Origin of the sequence: Streptococcus mitis SK1080, assembly GCF_000220085.1 — a bacterium.
Classification (GTDB): domain Bacteria; phylum Bacillota; class Bacilli; order Lactobacillales; family Streptococcaceae; genus Streptococcus; species Streptococcus mitis_K.
In genome coordinates this window covers 25,780-44,297 of sequence record NZ_AFQV01000013.1, presented here as the reverse complement: position 1 = coordinate 44,297, position 18,518 = coordinate 25,780, and the positions used below count along the sequence as shown (strand labels likewise).

Here is an 18,518-nt window from a genome sequence, read left to right as displayed (position 1 = left end):
ACCTCTAAAATTCTGTAAAGAGTAGTTGGATTTCAGGCGTAATGGAAATCCAGTCATCACGGTGAATCAAGACCCCCTTGGCTTTTTGAGAACGCAACATATCCTCCAAAGCAGATGCACCAAATTGCACACGCCCTTTTCCAAGTGATTTTCCACTTTCCTTGTCAAATACTGTCACGATATCACCGTAAGAAAAGGCTCCTTCTGCTTCAACAATACCAGATAAGAGAAGACTCTTTCCATGTTGAGAGAGAGCTTCTGCAGCCCCTTTATCAACCCAAATAGAACCTTGACTCTGAGCATAAAAGGCCAGCCATTGTTTTTGGGTACGAAGTCCCTTCTCTTGCGCAACAAAGTAGGAACCATCCTTGGTCTCCTCAGCTGCTTCAATCATGGCATCTGACTTCAAGGATGAGCAGATATAAACAGGAACTCCTGATTCCGTCGCGATCGTAGCTGCTTTGATCTTAGTCAACATACCACCTGTCCCATTAGACGAACCTGCTCCACCGGCCATATCAATAATCTCACGATTGATAGTCTCAATTTTCTCCAAGCGTTTGGCTCTTGGGTCTGAATTAGGATTTCCAGTATAAAGACCGTCGACGTCTGTCAAGAGAACCAAAAGGTCTGCTTGGACCATGGCCGCTACCTGGGCACTTAGAGTATCATTGTCCCCAACCTTGAGCTCATCAATAACGACACTGTCATTCTCATTGATGATAGGAATCGCGCCACGGCTAAGTAAAACTGACAAAGCCTGATGGGCATTTTTATAACGGCGCTTATCTACAAAATCATCCTGAGTCAGCAAGATTTGTGCAGAAACGATTTGGCGCAAGAGAAGATTGGTCGTGTATTCTTCCAACAAAAGCCCTTGCCCTACCGCTGCTGAAGCCTGTTTATCAGCAATCTTAGTCGGACGCTTTTTAAATCCTAAGGCTCCAAAACCTGCAGCAATGGCACCTGACGACACCAAAATCAATTCATGACCAGCCTCGTGCAGCATAGCCAACTGCTGGGTAATAGCCTTTACCTTACTACGTGATAAACTTCCATCCTCATTTGTCAGAGAAGAAGTCCCTACCTTAAAGACAATCCGTTTGTATTTCATAGTCTCACTCCGATTCTTCATATTTATCCATTATAACATGAATAACAGGAAATAGAAAAGAGTTGATAGGAAAAAGAAGGCCCTAAAACCTTCTTTTTTACTACTGTTCTGATTCCGATTTGTTTGCACTCGTTTCAGAGCTTTTTGAAGTTGATGATGTCAAATCTTGACTAGTTGAAGAATTTGTAACACTTTCATGTTGACTCGTTTCTTTATTTTCAAGATCCTTTTTCACTACTTCTTTCGATTCTTTTATTTCTGAATGACTTGTAGTTTTAATTGTAGCAGATTTTTCGACTGGAACATCCACTAACCAAGCACCACTTGAATTAACAGTATAGCCTTCTGGTGTCTTACCGTTCACAAGCAATTGACCATTTTCTTTCAAGAAGTACCATTTATCCTTGTCCTTGATCCAACCCACAGCTCGTGAACCGTCTTCCTTGTAGAAATACCAATCATTTTCCTTTTTAAGCCAACCTTGCTTCATAGCTCCTGAATCTTCTAGATAGTAATGATGACCAGCAACTTCTATCTCGCCTGTCTTCATGACACCAGTAGAATCCATATAGTACCAGGTTTCTTTATCTTTTACCCAACCCGTTTTCATTTCTCCTGATTGAGCAAAGTAATACCATTGCCCCTTATATTGAAGCCAACCTGTTTGCAGCGAACCATCCTTGGATAAATAATAATTCTGACCTCCAGTATTTACCCAACCAATTTCCATCTGATTTTCTTTGTTGAAATAATACCAGATTCCATCAATTTTCTTCCAATTTTTAGCAGAAGCACCAGAGTCTGTCAAATAGAACCAATGATTGTTCCATTTTTTCCATTGATTCTGTAACAAGATACCCGTTTGGTTAAAGTAATACCATTCACCTTCGATTTCATTCCAACCGACAGCATATTCTCCTGTAGAGTCAGGCGCTTGATACCACCAATTTCCATATGCACTCTTATGCCAACCAGCTTGAAAACTTGGAATCGGCTTGTAGGAAGTTGAAATATTGACAAACCCATCTTGTCGAATCTCAAAAACTGTCGCATCATAGTCTTTGCTGGCTGCGTTGATTCTCTCAATTCCTCGTTCTTTAAGCCAATTGACATACTCACTATCAACACCATTTTTCCAAGGTAAACTATCCGAGGTTTGAACAATCAAACTCGGACTCAAATGTTTAATGAAATCCTTGGTGTTTGATTTATTGGTATCACGGTGATGGTTAAACTTCATCAAATCAACTTTTCCAATGAGAGGACCATACTTGTCTTCTGCTCCATGAACATTATCTAAGTCGCCCCCAAGGTAAATTTTCTTGCCATTGACTTTCACTACACTAATCAGGGAATTGGAATTGTCATCCCAAATTTTCTTTAATTCATCTGATGAATCAGTTTCATTTTCATAGTTATAGAGTTGAATATCCATGTCCCCAAACTGAAAATGAGCATCTCCCTGTGTGATGTTTTGAATAACTGAAACACCTTTTTCAGCGGCAGTCTGTAAAACCTTATCATAACCGTACAAATTATCCCATAAACGTTCAGAATTAGTAATACGATTATCACTATATTTTTTAAGATAGACTCGGTCAACTGGATAGGTAGACAGTAATTCATCAACATTTCCAATATGATCACTGTGAGTATGGGTCACCAAAATAAAATCAAGTTTTTGAACACCCAATTCCTTCAAACGACGAAAGACACGGTCTGTTAGAACATGCTTATAAGATGTTTCAATTCCTTCTCTCCATGGGTAACGAGAATCACTTCCATCTGGGAAATCATAATCTTCTCCTGTATCCACCATGGCAAAATGTCCATTGCTTTCAAGAATAATCGCATCACTGCCACCTTCTTGAACATTGATAAAGTGGATTTTATTTCCTGAACTTTCTTGAGCTTGAACATTCCCATACCATGACAAACCTAAAAAAGCGCCTGCAAGTGCTAAACTAATCAATTTCTTTTTCATTCTTACTTCCTTAATTTCTCCAAGGTTTCCTTAAATATCTCTGGGATATCTGCTGTAAATTCCAAGGTCTCACCTGTTCTCGGATGGGTAAATCCTAGAGTCTTGGCATGGAGAAACTGTCCATGCCCCTTAAGTGTCTTGCGTGGACCATAGACTTCATCCCCAGCGACTGGATGGCCAATATAAGCCATGTGAACACGAATCTGATGGGTACGCCCTGTCTCCAGCTGCAACTCTACCAAGCTATAATCACCAAAGCGTTCCAAAACGTGGAAACGGGTAACTGCAGGTTTCCCTTTCGCAGTCACAGCCTGTTTCTTACGGTCTTTTTCACTACGGCCAATCGGCGCTTCAATCACACCACGATCATTGGGCAAATTTCCATGAACAATCGCCCAATATTTGCGGAGAGACTTTTTATCCTTGAGTTCTTGGGCAAGTGCTAGATGCGCCTCATCATTTTTAGCAATCATGAGAAGACCTGACGTATCCTTATCAATACGGTGAACAATTCCCGGACGCAGAACCCCATTGATACCAGACAAGTCCTTAATATGATACATAAGGGCATTTACTAGGGTTCCACTAGTATGACCAGCACTCGGATGCACAACCATCCCCTGAGGTTTGTTAACGACAGCCACATCCTCATCTTGGTAGACTATTTCTAGCGGAATATCCTCAGCCACATACTCTAATACCTCTGGTTCTGGCACATGGTAAGTGACAACATCACCCTCTTGGACCGTGTACTTAGCTTTCTTGACTTGACCATTGACCAAGACCTGGCCTAATTTGATTTGTTCATTCGCGAGACTGCGTGATAATTCTGTCAAATCTGACAAAGCCTTATCTAAACGCAGGCCACCAGTTTCAATTTTAATTTCCATTTATTTCCTCTTTTAGCATTGCAATCAATAAAATAATCACTCCAACCGTCAGATAGCTATCTGCCACATTGAAAATTGCAAAGTTGATAAAGTCAAGGTGGATCATATCCACAACAAAGCCCTGACTGATTCTGTCAATAAAGTTCCCAAGGCCACCTGCAATAATCAAGGTCAAACCCAAGACCATCCAGAGTGAGTCCTCCATGTGTTTATGTAGATACCAAATGGCACCTACCACGACAACCAAAGTAATGATAGCGAATAGCAACTGCTGATCTTGTAAGATAGAAAAGGCTGCCCCTCGATTTTGCAGGTAGGTCAAGCTAACGAAATTGGGAATCCAAGAACGAACTTCACCCAGTGGAATCTGTTGGACGATATAGGATTTAACTAACTGATCCAGCGCAATCAAAAGCAGTACAATGACTGCCACCATTCCTCTTTTTTTCATGATTTCCTCTTCTGATCAAAATACTCTTGCATGACTTCTACAAAGAGAGTCCCAGCTTGACTCAGCTCCACTTCTTCACGTTTAACATAGACCATGCGATTATCTAGGTTATCCTTGAGACGAATAACTGTGATGCCATTAACACTGTCACTATCTAAAAATCCAGAACCTGTTGCATAAGCGTCCGTCCGCTCCAAAATACCATTCAAGGTGGCACGGTCTGTCACATTAAACATCTGTGAGCTGGCACTGGTATCAACAAAGTTCTCCGAATAATAAAGGTACTCATCTTTCTCTTGAGTAAAACGAACTGTCGGTAAATCCGCTAAATCCTCCATGACCAATTCCTCTTTCTGAGCTAAAGGATGACCCTCTCGAAGATAAATGTGGGTATGGAAGGGAATCAATTCAATGACCTCTAGACCTAGCTTTTCAACCCGCTGCATAATCCCCTTTTTATTTTGATTGTTGAGGTAGATAATCCCAATCTCACTATGCCCTTGCGCTACTTCGTCTAAAATTTGAACAGTAGTTGATTCAAAAATACGGAAGTTCTTATAATCAGGATAGCGCTCTGAAAAGGCCGTAATCGTTGGTGGCAAAAAATCATAGTGCTGACTGGCAATGGAAAATTCATCCTTTTCTTCCTCAGGATTGGCATACTGATTTTGAAAAATATCAAATCCTTTGACCAATTCTTGCGCTTTTTCATAGAATTCCATACCACGACGAGTCAAGAAAGTCCCTGAACTGGTCCGACGGAAAATCTTAAAGCCCAACTCTTTTTCCAAATCACGAACAGAAATAGACAGACTTGGCTGACTAACATACATCTTTTCAGCAGCTTCACGGAAAGTACCACTATTGGCAATGGCAACAACATAGCGTAATTGTTGAATGTTCATCTTCTACCCCCAACTTCTTTATCTTTTCATTATACCATATTTTAGAAGTTTTCCAAAAAGGAAAAAAGTATGGAAATTTTCAAGACTCAATGAAGACTCTAACATCCCAATCCAAGAATTAGAATAATGTCTTTTTTCAGTCCTTATCTGATTTCAATCAAATAAAAACAGCAAATCTTTTTGATTTACCGTTTAAAACATAATACAAGACAACTCTCTAAAAATTTCTTGAATTCTATAAATCAACTAGAAAAAGTCTCTTCAATCCTATTAGCTATATCTGGATTTACTTCCCAGATACCAGCATAAGGTTGCTCAATATACTGTCTTTTCTTCTTAGTATATAGATAGACTACACTATCCTTTTCTTCATTCTGATGATAAAACTTGATAATGATGTAATCTTTAACATTTGTCGGTTGATCATTTACACTCTCCAAAGAGGTAGATTTTGACTGTTTCTGTATCTCCTCAATCAATTTTGAAATTTCTTCTCTCTTGTTGATAGTTTTAACATCTTCAGAGGTTTTTTCTGCAGAGAAATTACAGAAATACTTTCAGGTTCAGGAAGAATAAGTTTTTTCTTACTAACGCAAGCAGATAGAACAAGAAATGAGATTGAACAGACTATTATGGTGATAAGATGTTTCATACAAGTTTACATCCTTTCATTCTTCTTACTTTTTCTCTGAGATACAATTATAGTATCATACCTTATCAATTTTTACAATATCTTATTCCCTTATAACATTCATTACTGTAAAAGGTTTACATTCCACTATTTTATATTTGTGAAATAAAAGATAAAGTAGCCGATAAATTCGCTTTGTACATAAAATTTTTTCCGATACTAATTCATTCAGATTCTGCCCCCAAAATGCCCCAAAGCAAACAAAAAAGCCTACTGACCAAGCTAGAAAGCTTGATACAATAGGCTTTTTAAAGGCTGATTATTTAACAGCGTCTTTAAGAGCTTTACCAGCTTTGAATGCTGGAACTTTAGAAGCTGCAATTGTGATTTCTTTACCAGTTTGTGGGTTGCGACCTTTACGTGCAGCACGCTCACGAACTTCAAAGTTACCAAAACCGATCAATTGAACTTTTTCACCAGCTGCAAGGTAGTCAGCTACTGCTGCGAATACAGCTTCAACTGCTGCTGCTGAGTCTTTCTTAGTCAATTCTGTAGCTTCTGCTACTTTAGCGATCAAATCTTGTTTGTTTGCCATGTTAATGATTCCTCCAAATTAATTTCTAATTAACAAATATAATCATATCCTAAAATCGCTTTTAGGTCAAGTTAAAAACGCTATTTCTTCCCATTTTATTTATTTTTTTAGGAGTGGTAACGTACCAAAATAGCCCAAGCGTTCTCACCCGTATGAGTTTGAATAATAGAACCCGTTTCCAAAACAGAAATTGGCTGTTCAACATAAGCTTGTAAGCTTTCTTTCATCTCTTTTGCCCAATCAGAACTACCAGAATATGAAATTCCAATCTCTGCTACAGAACGGTCAGAGAGCAATGTTATCAACTCATCCAACCATTTTTTAAAAGTTTTAGCTCCACGCCCTTTAACCATTGGTTGCAATTCATGATCCTTCATCTGCATGACAACACGGATATTGAGAAGTGAGCTCAACAATCCAGTTACACGGCCAATTCGTCCACCTTTTACTAGATTTTCTAGAGTAGAAACGCCAATATAGAGCTCTGTGTGGTTTTTTACTTCTTCTACATGAGACAGAATTTCCTCCATATCTTTGCCTTCTTGTGCTAATTTAGCAGCTTCGACAACTTGGAATTTCAAGGCTTGGTCAGTGAAGGAACTGTCAATAACTGTTACATCAGCAGTAGATAAACTAGCACCTTGGCGCGCTGCTTCTACAGTACCTGAAAGAGCATGGGACATATGAATAGCAAGAATCTGGCTACCATCCTTGCATAGGTCTTCAAACACTTCAGCAAAGACACCTACAGGCGGTTGACTTGTTTTCGGAAGATTCTTAGCTTCTTGCATCAACTGAAGAAATTTACCTTCTTCTTTCAAATCAGCATCAGAATAAACAACATTATCAATCATTACAGATAATGGAACAATTGTAATATCTAATTGCTTTGCTAGTTCTGGTTCAATAGTAACAGATGAATCGGTTACAATCTTAATTTTTGTCATAGTATCAATCTTTCTATTTTAGGATTCAGATTGGTTTTCTTACTTCTAATTATATCAAAAAAAGATTAAAAATCCTAATGGAGTCACTCAAATTTTCCTTAAAAATTTGATATAATCTACTTATAAGAAAAGAGGTGTCCTATGATTAAAAAAATTTACCCCATTTTAACCATTTTATTAGGAGCTGCTATTTATGCTTTTGGGCTGACTTATTTTGTAGTTCCTCATCATCTCTTTGAAGGAGGGGCGACAGGTATTACCCTCATCACCTTTTATCTTTTTAAAATCCCTGTTTCGCTCATGAACTTGCTGATTAACATTCCCCTTTTCATCCTAGCTTGGAAAATATTTGGAGCAAAATCTCTCTATTCTAGTTTGCTAGGAACCTTAGCCTTATCCGCCTGGTTAGCCTTTTTTGAACGTATTCCCCTTCATATTGACCTTCAAGGTGATTTACTGATTACTGCACTTATAGCGGGAATTCTATTGGGAATTGGTCTTGGAATTATCTTTAATGCTGGAGGTACAACTGGCGGAACTGATATTCTAGCTCGTATTCTCAACAAATACACTCATATATCCATGGGAAAACTGCTCTTTATCTTAGATTTTTGTATTCTCATGCTCATCCTCCTAATCTTCAAGGACTTGAGATTGGTTTCCTACACGCTCTTATTTGATTTTATCGTTTCTCGTGTTATTGATTTGATTGGTGAAGGTGGCTACGCTGGCAAAGGTTTTATGATTATCACAAAACGTCCTGACCAACTTGCTAAAGCGATTAATGATGACCTAGGAAGAGGTGTTACTTTTATTTCTGGTCAAGGCTACTATAGTAAAGAAAATTTGAAAATCATTTACTGTATTGTCGGTAGAAATGAGATTGTGAAAATGAAGGAAATGATTCATCGAATCGATCCTCAAGCCTTTATCACTATTACAGAAGCCCATGAAATCCTTGGAGAAGGATTCACCTTTGAAAAAGAATAAAAAGAGGTAATGTCGTGACCTCAAAAGTTAGACTTATTCATCTATCTTTTGGGTTACAAACAACCTCTTTTTTAATTACCCAAACTACTCTTAAGACCAATTCCGAGCAACTTCTTCATCTGCCTTTAACTGATCCACTAATTGGTCAACTGAGTCAAATTTGGTCATATCTCGAATGCGATCAAGCCAATAAACCATGACGGTTTCCCCATAAATATCTTGATTAAAATCAAAAATATTGACTTCAAAACGTGCTTCTTCTCCATCAAAGGTCACATTTTTCCCGACACTAGCCATAGCACGATACTTCTGTCTTTGAATCTCAACATCAACGACATAAACGCCATCTGCTGGCATATAAGTACGATCTAAAAGCACCAAATTAGCTGTTGGATAACCAATCGTACGACCACGAGCATTGCCATGAACCACCATCCCTCTTGATGGAAGCGGTGCCCCCAAAAGTTCTCCTGCTTCTTTCACATTTCCATCTAAAATAGCTTGACGGATACGAGTTGAACTAATCTTTCCTTTCTCATCTTCTACAGGTGGAACGATAATGACTTCTCCATCAAAGTAATCCTTTAAGTCTTCTGCCGTTTTTTGATCAGAACCAAATGTATAATCAAAACCTGCAACAATAATTTTGGCATTCATAGCCTTGATATAAGTTGCAAAAAATTCTTCTGCCGTGAGACTAGCGAATTGACTACTAAAATCAAGGAGATATAATTCTTCTACGCCTTCACGTTTTAATTTTCTTTCACGTTCAGCAGGGTTCAAAATATGCAAAAACAGATCCGGATGATAGGGCTCTAAAGCAATCTTTGGAGATTCATTAAAGGTCATAACGACGATAGGTAATAAATCTTTTCTCGCAGCCTTATTGGCAACGCGAAATAATTCTTGATGCCCCTTGTGTATACCATCAAAATAGCCGAGAACAACGACTGAATCAGATGGTGTGCCAATATCTTTTTGGTTTTTTATAGGAATAGTAATAATCATAAAATAATTATATCATAGCGATAGCTATTTCTGGAACAGAAAATCTAAAATGTCGTTTTTTTAACCTGAAGTGTACTATTTTAGAAGAATTATGTTTTTAAAATCAGAAAAACGCATTATACCAGGCATTAAAAGCTTGATACAATGCGTTTTTTATGAAAAGATTTAATGGGTTTTCTAACAAAATGAATTTCCAGCAGTATTTCCGCTTTCTATTAATAAGTTCCTTCTTCACCTTGACTAGTCAAGATAACAGGACCATCTTTCGTAATCACGAATTGGTGTTCATACTGACATGACAATCCACCATCGATGGTCTTATGCGCCCAACCAGTTTTCATATCTGTATTAATTTCCCAGTCACCTGTATTGATCATCGGTTCAATAGTCAAGACCATTCCTTCACGAAGACGGAGTCCACGACCTGCAATACCATAGTTCGGAACCATTGGTTCTTCGTGCATGGTTGGGCCAACACCATGACCAACCAAATCACGCACTACACCGTAACCACGACTTTCAGCGTATTCTTGAATAGCCGCACCGATATCACCGATACGATTTCCAACAACAGCTTGCTCAATTCCCTTATACATGGCTTCTTTGGTTACATCCATCAAATTTTTCACTTCTTCGGACGGTGTACCAACAGCATAAGCCCAACAAGAGTCTGCTAGACCACCAGAATAGCTCTGAGTGTATTTTTTCATTTGTTCCACATTGTTGAAGTTTAATTTTGAAACATTCAGGTCAGATTTAGCAATTGGGCCTCCCAAAACCATGTCAACCTTGAGCAAATCACCATCTTTCAAGATATAGTGACGAGGGAAAGCATGAGCCACTTCATCATTAAGAGAGCAACAGGTAGCATAAGGATAGTCCATCATGGCACCGTCAACCCCAATCTGAAGCGGAAGGAAATTTTCTTCCTTACAACGTCTACGAACATACTCTTCAACTTCCCACATATCTACGCCAGGCTTAATCAAATCACGTAAGCCGATATGAATACTTGCTAGAAAATCACCGGCTTTATCCATAGCTTCAATTTCACGAGCTGATTTTAATGTTATCATTATTTCTCCTAGTTTCTAATTAATTTTAACGGTCACATTTGCTTTTGAAACAATCTGATGACCATGATAAATATCGTAATCAATAATAGCTGACCGTCTAGTATGGTGGATAATGCGTGCTTGAATGCGCAGTATATCATCTATCTGAACAGCCTGCAAAAAGTAGATTAGCATTTGTTCGATGATGAGATTGCGACCACTATTCACAACTAAATCTTGGGTCATATGAGTCAGTATCTCTGCCAATACACCGTTAGCCAAAACACCGTTTTTCTCAAGCATAAAAGGTTCCACTGTAATCACTACTTCATCATGGTGATAAGAAAGTTTTTGACCAATCTGCTCAGAAAAAGTAGGTAGAGCAGAAACTTGGGAACGACTCATCTTCGCCATGACATCTCGTCTGGTCACAACTCCAAGCAAGGTTTGATTATTTCGAACAACCGGTACCATTTCAAAGTCTTCTGCGATCATCCGTTGACTCACATTGGCAATATTTGTCGATAATCCAACCAAAAATAAACTACGAGACATGACCTTATCAATTGTAGTACTTGGTGATTTATCGCCAGCATCTCTCATAGTTACAACTCCAACGACAATCTGATGTTGGTTAATAACTGGAAAACGACTGCTACGATTCTTGCGTACCAAGTCCAAATAATCTTTAACAGTGTCTGTCTCTCTCAGAAAACCATACTCATGACTTGGACGATAAAGCTTCTCAACTGTCAAAATATCAGTCTTGATTTGGACATTTGACAAGGCTTTATTAATCATAGTCGCAACAGTGAAAGTGTCATGCTTGCTTCTCAGAACAGGAATTCCTTTTTGATTGGCCAGTTTAAGAACATCATCATGAACCTGAAATCCACCTGTAACTAGAACAGCATTTTCATTTTCAAGTGCTAACAGTTGGATACGGGTACGGTCTCCGACAATCAAGAGTCCCCCATCATGAAGGTAAGACAAAATATTTTGTTCGGTCATGGCACCGATTGAAAACTTACTAAATTCTCTCTCTAAACCTTCTTGCCCAGCCAGAACCTCAGAAGAAGTCACTTCTGCAATTTCAGCAAAAGTTAATCTCTCTATGGCAACTTTCTGAGATTTGACGCGGATAGTACCACTTCTTGGTCGAGTCTCCACAATTCCACGATTTTCAGCTTCCTTGATAGCGCGATAAGCCGTTCCATCACTGACTCCCAGATGGTTGGAAATACTACGAACACTAACCCTCTTTCCGACAGGTAATTCTTCCAAATAGCTTAGAATTTCCTGATGCTTACTCATTGAATTCTCCTTTTACATACCGAAATTCAAGATAATCCCGCATTTTTCTTGTGTAACGATCACTTCCCTTAAACTGACGAATCAAACGGAATCCAGACTTAAGGGCAACCCGTTGACTAGCTTCATTTTCAAGATGGGTAATGATGGATAATTGTTTTAAGCCAAATTCCTCAAAAGAAAGTTGACAAATTTTTCTAACAACCTCTGTCATAAATCCTTGCGACCAAGCATCTTTTCTCAAAAAATAACCAAGCTCAGCTTCTTTTTTGATTTCATCTAGCTTTTCAAACTTAATTGAACCAATCATTTTTTCAGTTTTCTTGTCACAAATAGCCCATACTCCTAAAGGAGCCTTCATAAAGTAATTGGCCAGTGCATACTGACTTTCTTCCAGACTTGCCTGAGTTGGGAAAATAAATTGTAAATTTTCAGGATTTGAGGCTATCTCATGGAAGTCTTGACTATCACTAAAAAAGAAAGGACGCAAATACAAGCGATCCGTTTCAAAAAAAGAAAACATTGCTAATTTGGTCCAAATATTCATAAACACCTCTACGGTTTAATCCTCAACAAGTGTAATATCCGCTCCTAGATTACGTAATTTTTCAATAATATCAGAATAACCACGTAAGATAAACTCAATATTGGTAATTTCAGTTTGTCCCTCGGCCATCAAACCAGCAATAACCAAAGCTGCGCCAGCTCTTAAGTCGGTCGCTTTAACACTGGCTCCACGCAAATTACGTCCACCCGTGTACAAAATATGACCATTTGTTGTCGAAATGTCCGCATCCATCTTTGCTAGTTCAAAAACATGATTTACACGTTTTTCGTAAATCGTATCAACAATTGTACCACGACCATTCGCTCTTAGTAAAAGTGGGGTAATCGGTTGTTGCAAATCAGTTGCAAAGCCTGGGTAAGGAGCTGTCTTAATATTGATTGCTTTCAAATTAGACTGCTCTTCGACAAAAATGCTGTCTTCAGATACAGTCATTCTCACTCCCATTTCTTCCAACTTAGCAATAAATCCTTCTAGGTGTTCGTAAAGAACATTATTTATACGAATCCCCTTGCCGACTGCAGCAGCTAAAGAAATATATGTTCCAGCTTCAATACGATCTGGAATCACCTGATGACGGGTTCCATGTAATCTTTCAACACCATCAATAATGATGATATTAGTTCCTGCACCACGGATATGGGCTCCCATATTATTCAAGAGGGTAGCTACATCAATAATTTCAGGTTCACGGGCTGCATTTTCAATAATAGTACGACCATTCGCTTTAACCGCAGCAATCATCGTATTAATCGTTGCACCGACACTAACCGTGTCCATGTAAATACTTGCACCATGAAGTCCTGTATCTTTAGCAGATAACCTCATGTTATCTCCCTCGTAGCTAACAGTGGCACCCATAGCTTCAAAAGCCTTAAGGTGTAAGTCAATCGGACGAGGACCAAGATCACATCCTCCCGGTAAACCAACTGTCGCTTCACCAAAACGGCCTAAGAGGCTCCCATAAAAATAGTAAGATGCACGAAGACTATTAATTTTCCCATAAGGCATTGGAATATTTTGAACACCTCTTGGATCAATCTCCAATACATCGTCATAACGCTTAATAGTAGCTCCCATCAATTCCATGATTTCGACAAGACTTGCTACATCCGAAATATCTGGAACGCAATCCAAAGTCACCACATCATCAGCCAAGATAATAGCCGGAATTAAGGCTACAACACTATTTTTAGCACCACTAATAGTGATTTCACCTTGCAGTGGTAATCCACCATTGATAACAATTTTTCTCATTCTAAGTTTTCAATACTCTTTCAAGATTTCTAATAAGGTCTTTGAAATAAAGTATATCATAAATTTATCCTTTTTTCCATACTTTTCAATTTTATTGGATAAATCAGAGTTGATGCCATTATTTTATAAAACGCTTGACATGTCTCACCCAAAAGGTTAAAATTAAAGCATAATTAAAAACCTTGATAAAACCTTATATCTATCAACTTATTCGCTCTCCAAAGCTATTTATTTTTAGATAAGTTTTAACTTCGTTTTTTACTAACTCGTTAACTTACAAAAACTATTATGAACCTAATTAGGTGATGTGTCAACACTTTTCACTTAAAAAGTTGAAATGTTTTTTGTTATGTTCCAGAAAGGTTGATTTAATAATGTTTCCGACATACGAAAAAATCAAAGAACTTGCTGATAAGCATGGAATTTCTCTTATGAAGTTAGAAGAAGATTTGGGTTACAGTAGAAATACACTCTATAAGTTGAAATCACAAAAACCCAACGCTGAACGAATTTCAGAAATCGCCGACTACTTCAACGTGTCCACCGACTACCTGCTCGGACGAACAGATAACCCTGCTATCGCTGGGAGTGATGAATTTGCTCAAGTAAACGGACAAATCATAGACTTATGCAAAGCAGCAGCCAACACCATGTTATTTGACGGGAAACCACTAAATGAAGATGATATCGACTTCATCACATCCGTCCTATCCGCCCACTTCAAAAGCAAAGGAGAACGCTAATGACTATCACTATCAACTTCACAGAAAAAAATTCCTACATCACGGACTATCTAAACAAACACGGTATCGACACAACGATCATGGATTTTGACGACTTCATGGCGCTCATGGAAGATATCGAAGACGCACGAGCAGCCGACCAAGCCTATATGGAGTATTTAGCCGACCCAGTTACTTATACCATGGATGAGATCTTGGATGAACTAGGACTAACTCGAGAGGATATTGCTTAATGTATCGGCTAGATATTGATAAAAAAGCTCTCAAGCAACTTAAAAAACTAGATACCCCAACCAGAAAACAAATCCTATCCTGGCTTGCTAAAAACATTGAAAACACAACCAATCCACGACAACATGGAAAAGCATTAAAAACCAACCTTGCAGGTTACTGGCGATACAGAGTAGAGAATTACCGCATCATCTGTGATATCCAAGACGATAAACTAGTCGTCCTAGCCGTGGAAATCGCCCACCGCAGAGATGTTTATAAATAACGAAGGAGAACTATAACACTCGCTAAACTCTGCGAAGAATATCAAGTAAAACTTTGTCTCTTCGACGGTTCAAACTGGCAGAGTAGCAGTTTCTACAATCCAGACACAAACGTACTCGCTATTGACCACAACTTGGCTTCTGAACAACAAATCCAAGTCGCCCTACATGAACTTGGACACAAAGACCACACACGCTCAGAGTACCAGAACGCCCGTCTACGCTGTGAAAACGAAGCTGATAGGAATATGATCCATCATCTCGTAAAAGACGCACTAGAAAACTTAGACGACCCCACAGAGTTTGATTACCTCAAATTCATATCTTACTACAATCTAAAAACCATGACAAATGAAATCATGGTTAAAGAAGAGTATTTAGCATTAGTAAATTAAAAAAAGGAGTATCAATATGGAAATTGATAAAGTAAAAGCCGATTTAAAACAAGTCGGCAAACGTGTAGCGGACCTCAGTCAAAGCATTACAAATGAAGAGCAAACCAAAAATGCCTTCATTATGCCTTTCTTCCAAGCGCTTGGATATGATATTTTCAACCCTCTTGAGTTTGTCCCAGAGTTTACTGCCGACGTGGGCATTAAAAAAGGCGAAAAAGTCGACTATGCAATCATTTTGGATGGCGAGCCTCAGATCCTAATTGAATGTAAATCAATTACAGAAAACCTTACTAAGCACGACTCTCAACTATTCAGATATTTCGTAACTACTAAATCAAAATTCGGTATCTTGACAAATGGTAGAGAATATAAATTCTTTACTGATTTAGATGAACCAAATAAAATGGACACAACTCCATTCTTAACAATCGATGTGACTGATATTAAAGAAAACCAATTTACTGAGATCATCAAATTCCACAAAGAGAATTTTGATATTGATAATATTGTCTCATCAGCTTCTGAATTGAAATACCTCAACAATCTTAAAGCGTTTCTTACTGAAAATATCACTACGCCTTCAGATAGCTTCCTCAGATACCTAACATCAGAAATCTATGAAGGTCGTGTAACTCAAAATATCCTAACGACATTTTCTCCTATCATCGTGAAAGGATTTAATCAATTCATCACAGAAAGAGTTAATGAAAAATTAAGTGCAGCACTTAATACAAGCGTTGAAACAAAAGTAACAACCGATATTCAAAAAGTTGAAGCTGAACCTGAAGAGATTGTTGAAGTAGCTGATGAAATTATCACAACTCCTGCTGAGTTAGAAGTCTATACTGTTGTTAAAATGCTTGCTAAGGATGTAGTATCTCCAGAACGTGTATTTTATAGAGATAACCGAAGCTATTTCAATGTTTTGGTTGACGATAATATCAAAAAGTGGGTATTACGTTATCGTTCAAATTCAAAGAAAAGTACTATCGAAATTCGTGATAAAGGTATCTTCCCAGTATCCACTCCCCTCGAAGTCGCAAATTATGCTAACGAGATTCTAGAAGTAATCAAGAAATTCTCATAATAAAAAATCGTAGCCGTTAAAACAAACTGTCATTACGACAACTGGGGAAACCTAATCCCTATCCAAAGCGTTTTAAACGACGGATGTCACAAAACACTAGCAGGCAACTCACGCTACTGCCTAGATTGTGGAGGAAAATCAACCTACTTCTATCAAGGACTACTAAAAAATTGGGACATCGAGAAAAAAGAACATGATGAGTTCCAGATTTGAAGGTGAGGTTGTGGATAGAAAAAAACAAAACCAACTATTTCCATTTTGGAAATAGTTGGCATGTAAAAAACGGAATACCAATACAGGTAAAGATATAATCTAGAAAGATTTTAAGAATATTGTAGGAGTGTAAATATGGTCTATATCAAAGAACTTAAAATAAAAGATTTCAGGTTAATAAAAGAGTTGTCTTTTCAACCATCAAAATACGTTAATATAATTTCGGGAAAAAACGGAACTGGCAAATCCACTATTCTTGGAATGATAGCTCAAGGCTTTTCATACAATAATAATGTCATCGAATTTGTTTCTTCAGAGTGTCAAGAACTTAATAAAATAAAATTTTCTAAATTAGACCCTGAATTAGATTCACGGCTTATAACTGAGTATAATTCCATTCTTACTCATTTTGGAAAACCGTTTGAATCCTCTTCAAACGAACATTTTAAACTGTCTGAAAAAGATGTCAGAGAAATGGAACATATCAATGTAATTTTAGATAATGAGGAATCTTTCAAAGTAAAAACCACAAATCATACAGACAGAATATTACCTCGTTTTGTAACTAGACGAGATAATAATGAATCCGCCAATTATATCCATCCTGTTATTTATCTTGGCCTTGATCGATTAACACCATTAGTCAAAACTAAAAACAAAAATTTTAGTCTTGAGATTTCAGAACAGGATAAGAATGATATTCATATTTTATATGAATCCATATTGCTTAAACAATATCCGGATAATTTAACTGCTACTGAGACTGATACAAAAAAACAAACTGCAGCATATATCGATCTTGAACGGACAATAGAAATGATATCTTCTGGAGAAGATATTGTTGGACAACTATTACTTGCATTGTATTCATTTAAAAAATTAAAAGATAATTATCCGGATGATTATAAAGGTGGAATTTTATTAGTTGACGAAGTTGATGCAACACTATACCCTGCTGCACAAAATACACTTCTCGATATCTTTTTAGAAAAAGCCCGAGCGTGGAATATACAAATATTCGTAACCACTCATTCACTTACTCTTTTAGAACATCTTGAAACAGAAAAACTCAAAAATCAAAGAGTAAATCGCGATATTAAAATATTTACAACAAAATCTCTTAATAATACTGGTTCAGATATCAAAATAACCGAGCTTGACTTTTTATATAATTTTAAAAATGAATTGCTAGCTCTAGTGAATCAAGAACTAATATTGGATAAGGTAAAAGTTTATTTTGAAGACTCTGAAGCATATTTTGTTTTTAAAAATCTAATTAAAGGATTTAAAGGTAGTCATAATGTAGCTGTTTCAAAAAGAATCAAGTCCATCAAAGGAGTTAGTATTTCTTCTACTCAATATCAATCGCTTCACAAACATAAAGTTCCTGAATTTACAAACAACTCCATTATATGTTTAGATGGTGATCAAGAAATAGACAATGGTAAGTACAAAAATTTTATTACCCTACCTAATCATGGATCAAAGGCTAATCCAGAAGAATTTGTTTTTGATATATTAAATAATCCAGACTCTGAATTCTGGAAGCAGACTAATGACAACTACAATTTTCCTATTTTTATGAATAATCCCAAGTACCGTGTTCTACAATCCATCAAAAACGGTACATACGAAGAACAATATAAAAACCAGAACGGTACATACCAAAATACAAAACCTAGAGAAGTTTGGAAGGCTTGGTTTAATGATGAAAAATCAAATTGGAAAGGGAAAAATAATCCAATAGTTTATTGGAGAAATAAAAATCTAGATTCTGTTAATGAATTTGAAAAATCATTTAAAAAGCATATGATTTTGTGGCTAAAAATAATAAAATACCTAGATTATAAAACTGGCCAAAATTTTTAAGATAGTGTATTATA

The 18,518-nt window shown here is 37.3% G+C and carries 20 protein-coding genes and 1 pseudogene; 8 read left to right on the top strand and 13 right to left on the bottom strand.

Annotation, left to right across the window (positions count from 1 at the left end):
* Nucleotides 1-4 precede the first annotated feature (4 nt).
* The 5 genes from proB to HMPREF9957_RS05560 all read right to left on the bottom strand — a co-directional run bounded on the left by proB (nt 5) and on the right by HMPREF9957_RS05560 (nt 5,344).
* Nucleotides 5-1,114 (bottom strand): glutamate 5-kinase, encoded by a 1,110-nt coding sequence (gene proB, locus HMPREF9957_RS05580; RefSeq protein ID WP_000875717.1) that lies wholly within the window; start codon nt 1,112-1,114, stop codon nt 5-7.
* Nucleotides 1,115-1,214: 100 nt separating this feature from the next.
* A complete protein-coding gene (cbpE, locus tag HMPREF9957_RS05575) occupies nt 1,215-3,098 on the bottom strand; it encodes a phosphorylcholine esterase CbpE (protein WP_000727871.1) in 1,884 nt (627 codons plus the stop codon).
* A gap of 2 nt (nt 3,099-3,100) precedes the next feature.
* Nucleotides 3,101-3,988 carry an RluA family pseudouridine synthase gene (locus tag HMPREF9957_RS05570; RefSeq protein ID WP_000403204.1) on the bottom strand — a complete coding sequence of 296 codons (888 nt, stop codon included), beginning with the start codon at nt 3,986-3,988 and terminating at the stop codon, nt 3,101-3,103.
* Nucleotides 3,978-4,439 (bottom strand): signal peptidase II, encoded by a 462-nt coding sequence (gene lspA, locus HMPREF9957_RS05565; RefSeq protein WP_000745699.1) that lies wholly within the window; start codon nt 4,437-4,439, stop codon nt 3,978-3,980. Before lspA ends, HMPREF9957_RS05570 begins: the two co-directional genes overlap by 11 nt.
* A complete protein-coding gene (locus HMPREF9957_RS05560; RefSeq protein WP_001025693.1) occupies nt 4,436-5,344 on the bottom strand; it encodes a LysR family transcriptional regulator in 909 nt (302 codons plus the stop codon). The genes lspA and HMPREF9957_RS05560 overlap by 4 nt, the downstream gene beginning before the upstream one ends.
* On the opposite strand from HMPREF9957_RS05560, the pseudogene HMPREF9957_RS13520 reads away from it, so the two are divergent.
* Nucleotides 5,337-5,411 (top strand): annotated as a pseudogene (locus tag HMPREF9957_RS13520) (AraC family transcriptional regulator); the annotation flags it as partial. The gene HMPREF9957_RS05560 and the pseudogene HMPREF9957_RS13520 sit on opposite strands and share 8 nt — an antisense overlap.
* Nucleotides 5,412-5,586: 175 nt before the next feature.
* Here the strand turns inward: HMPREF9957_RS13520 and HMPREF9957_RS13760 are convergent.
* The 3 genes from HMPREF9957_RS13760 to HMPREF9957_RS05545 form a co-directional block, all read right to left on the bottom strand.
* Entirely contained in the window at nt 5,587-5,832 is a 246-nt protein-coding gene (locus HMPREF9957_RS13760) for a DUF5301 domain-containing protein (RefSeq protein WP_474104450.1), read from the bottom strand.
* Nucleotides 5,833-6,294: 462 nt separating this feature from the next.
* The gene (locus tag HMPREF9957_RS05550) at nt 6,295-6,570 is read right to left on the bottom strand and encodes an HU family DNA-binding protein (RefSeq protein ID WP_001284637.1); all 276 of its coding nucleotides are present in this window, start codon (nt 6,568-6,570) and stop codon (nt 6,295-6,297) included.
* A 107-nt stretch (nt 6,571-6,677) separates the two neighbouring features.
* Nucleotides 6,678-7,517: a DegV family protein gene (locus HMPREF9957_RS05545; protein ID WP_000161381.1), complete on the bottom strand. Its 840-nt coding sequence runs from the start codon at nt 7,515-7,517 to the stop codon at nt 6,678-6,680.
* A 141-nt stretch (nt 7,518-7,658) separates the two neighbouring features.
* On the opposite strand from HMPREF9957_RS05545, the gene HMPREF9957_RS05540 reads away from it, so the two are divergent.
* Complete coding sequence (locus tag HMPREF9957_RS05540; RefSeq protein WP_000592063.1) at nt 7,659-8,507, top strand: YitT family protein; 849 nt, start codon at nt 7,659-7,661, stop codon at nt 8,505-8,507.
* 90 nt (nt 8,508-8,597) lie between these two features.
* On the opposite strand, the gene HMPREF9957_RS05535 is transcribed toward HMPREF9957_RS05540, so the two are convergent.
* The 5 genes from HMPREF9957_RS05535 to HMPREF9957_RS05515 all read right to left on the bottom strand — a co-directional run bounded on the left by HMPREF9957_RS05535 (nt 8,598) and on the right by HMPREF9957_RS05515 (nt 13,703).
* Nucleotides 8,598-9,515, bottom strand: coding sequence for a bifunctional riboflavin kinase/FAD synthetase (locus HMPREF9957_RS05535; RefSeq protein ID WP_000587439.1), 918 nt, complete (start codon nt 9,513-9,515; stop codon nt 8,598-8,600).
* Between the two features lie 215 nt (nt 9,516-9,730).
* Entirely contained in the window at nt 9,731-10,591 is an 861-nt protein-coding gene (locus HMPREF9957_RS05530) for a methionyl aminopeptidase (protein ID WP_000631546.1), read from the bottom strand.
* Between the two features lie 15 nt (nt 10,592-10,606).
* The gene (spxR, locus tag HMPREF9957_RS05525) at nt 10,607-11,884 is read right to left on the bottom strand and encodes a CBS-HotDog domain-containing transcription factor SpxR (RefSeq protein ID WP_000033824.1); all 1,278 of its coding nucleotides are present in this window, start codon (nt 11,882-11,884) and stop codon (nt 10,607-10,609) included.
* Nucleotides 11,877-12,428, bottom strand: a complete 552-nt coding sequence (locus HMPREF9957_RS05520) for a GNAT family N-acetyltransferase (protein ID WP_001028721.1) — start codon at nt 12,426-12,428, stop codon at nt 11,877-11,879. Before HMPREF9957_RS05520 ends, spxR begins: the two co-directional genes overlap by 8 nt.
* Before the next feature lie 15 nt (nt 12,429-12,443).
* Nucleotides 12,444-13,703 (bottom strand): UDP-N-acetylglucosamine 1-carboxyvinyltransferase, encoded by a 1,260-nt coding sequence (locus HMPREF9957_RS05515; RefSeq protein ID WP_001227078.1) that lies wholly within the window; start codon nt 13,701-13,703, stop codon nt 12,444-12,446.
* Nucleotides 13,704-14,077: 374 nt separating this feature from the next.
* Between HMPREF9957_RS05515 and HMPREF9957_RS05510 the strand changes: the two genes are divergently transcribed.
* The 6 genes from HMPREF9957_RS05510 (at nt 14,078) to HMPREF9957_RS05490 (ending at nt 18,504) form a co-directional block, all read left to right on the top strand.
* Nucleotides 14,078-14,446 (top strand): helix-turn-helix domain-containing protein, encoded by a 369-nt coding sequence (locus HMPREF9957_RS05510; RefSeq protein WP_000484468.1) that lies wholly within the window; start codon nt 14,078-14,080, stop codon nt 14,444-14,446.
* Nucleotides 14,446-14,679, top strand: a complete 234-nt coding sequence (locus HMPREF9957_RS05505; RefSeq protein ID WP_000156418.1) for a hypothetical protein — start codon at nt 14,446-14,448, stop codon at nt 14,677-14,679. The genes HMPREF9957_RS05510 and HMPREF9957_RS05505 overlap by 1 nt, the downstream gene beginning before the upstream one ends.
* Entirely contained in the window at nt 14,679-14,942 is a 264-nt protein-coding gene (locus HMPREF9957_RS05500) for a type II toxin-antitoxin system RelE family toxin (protein ID WP_000285964.1), read from the top strand. The genes HMPREF9957_RS05505 and HMPREF9957_RS05500 overlap by 1 nt, the downstream gene beginning before the upstream one ends.
* A 12-nt stretch (nt 14,943-14,954) precedes the next feature.
* Nucleotides 14,955-15,335: an ImmA/IrrE family metallo-endopeptidase gene (locus HMPREF9957_RS0102290; RefSeq protein WP_025170691.1), complete on the top strand. Its 381-nt coding sequence runs from the start codon at nt 14,955-14,957 to the stop codon at nt 15,333-15,335.
* 16 nt (nt 15,336-15,351) lie between these two features.
* Entirely contained in the window at nt 15,352-16,422 is a 1,071-nt protein-coding gene (locus HMPREF9957_RS05495) for a type I restriction endonuclease (protein ID WP_000401842.1), read from the top strand.
* Nucleotides 16,423-16,770: 348 nt separating this feature from the next.
* A complete protein-coding gene (locus tag HMPREF9957_RS05490; RefSeq protein WP_000262543.1) occupies nt 16,771-18,504 on the top strand; it encodes an AAA family ATPase in 1,734 nt (577 codons plus the stop codon).
* The last annotated feature ends 14 nt before the right edge of the window (nt 18,505-18,518 follow it).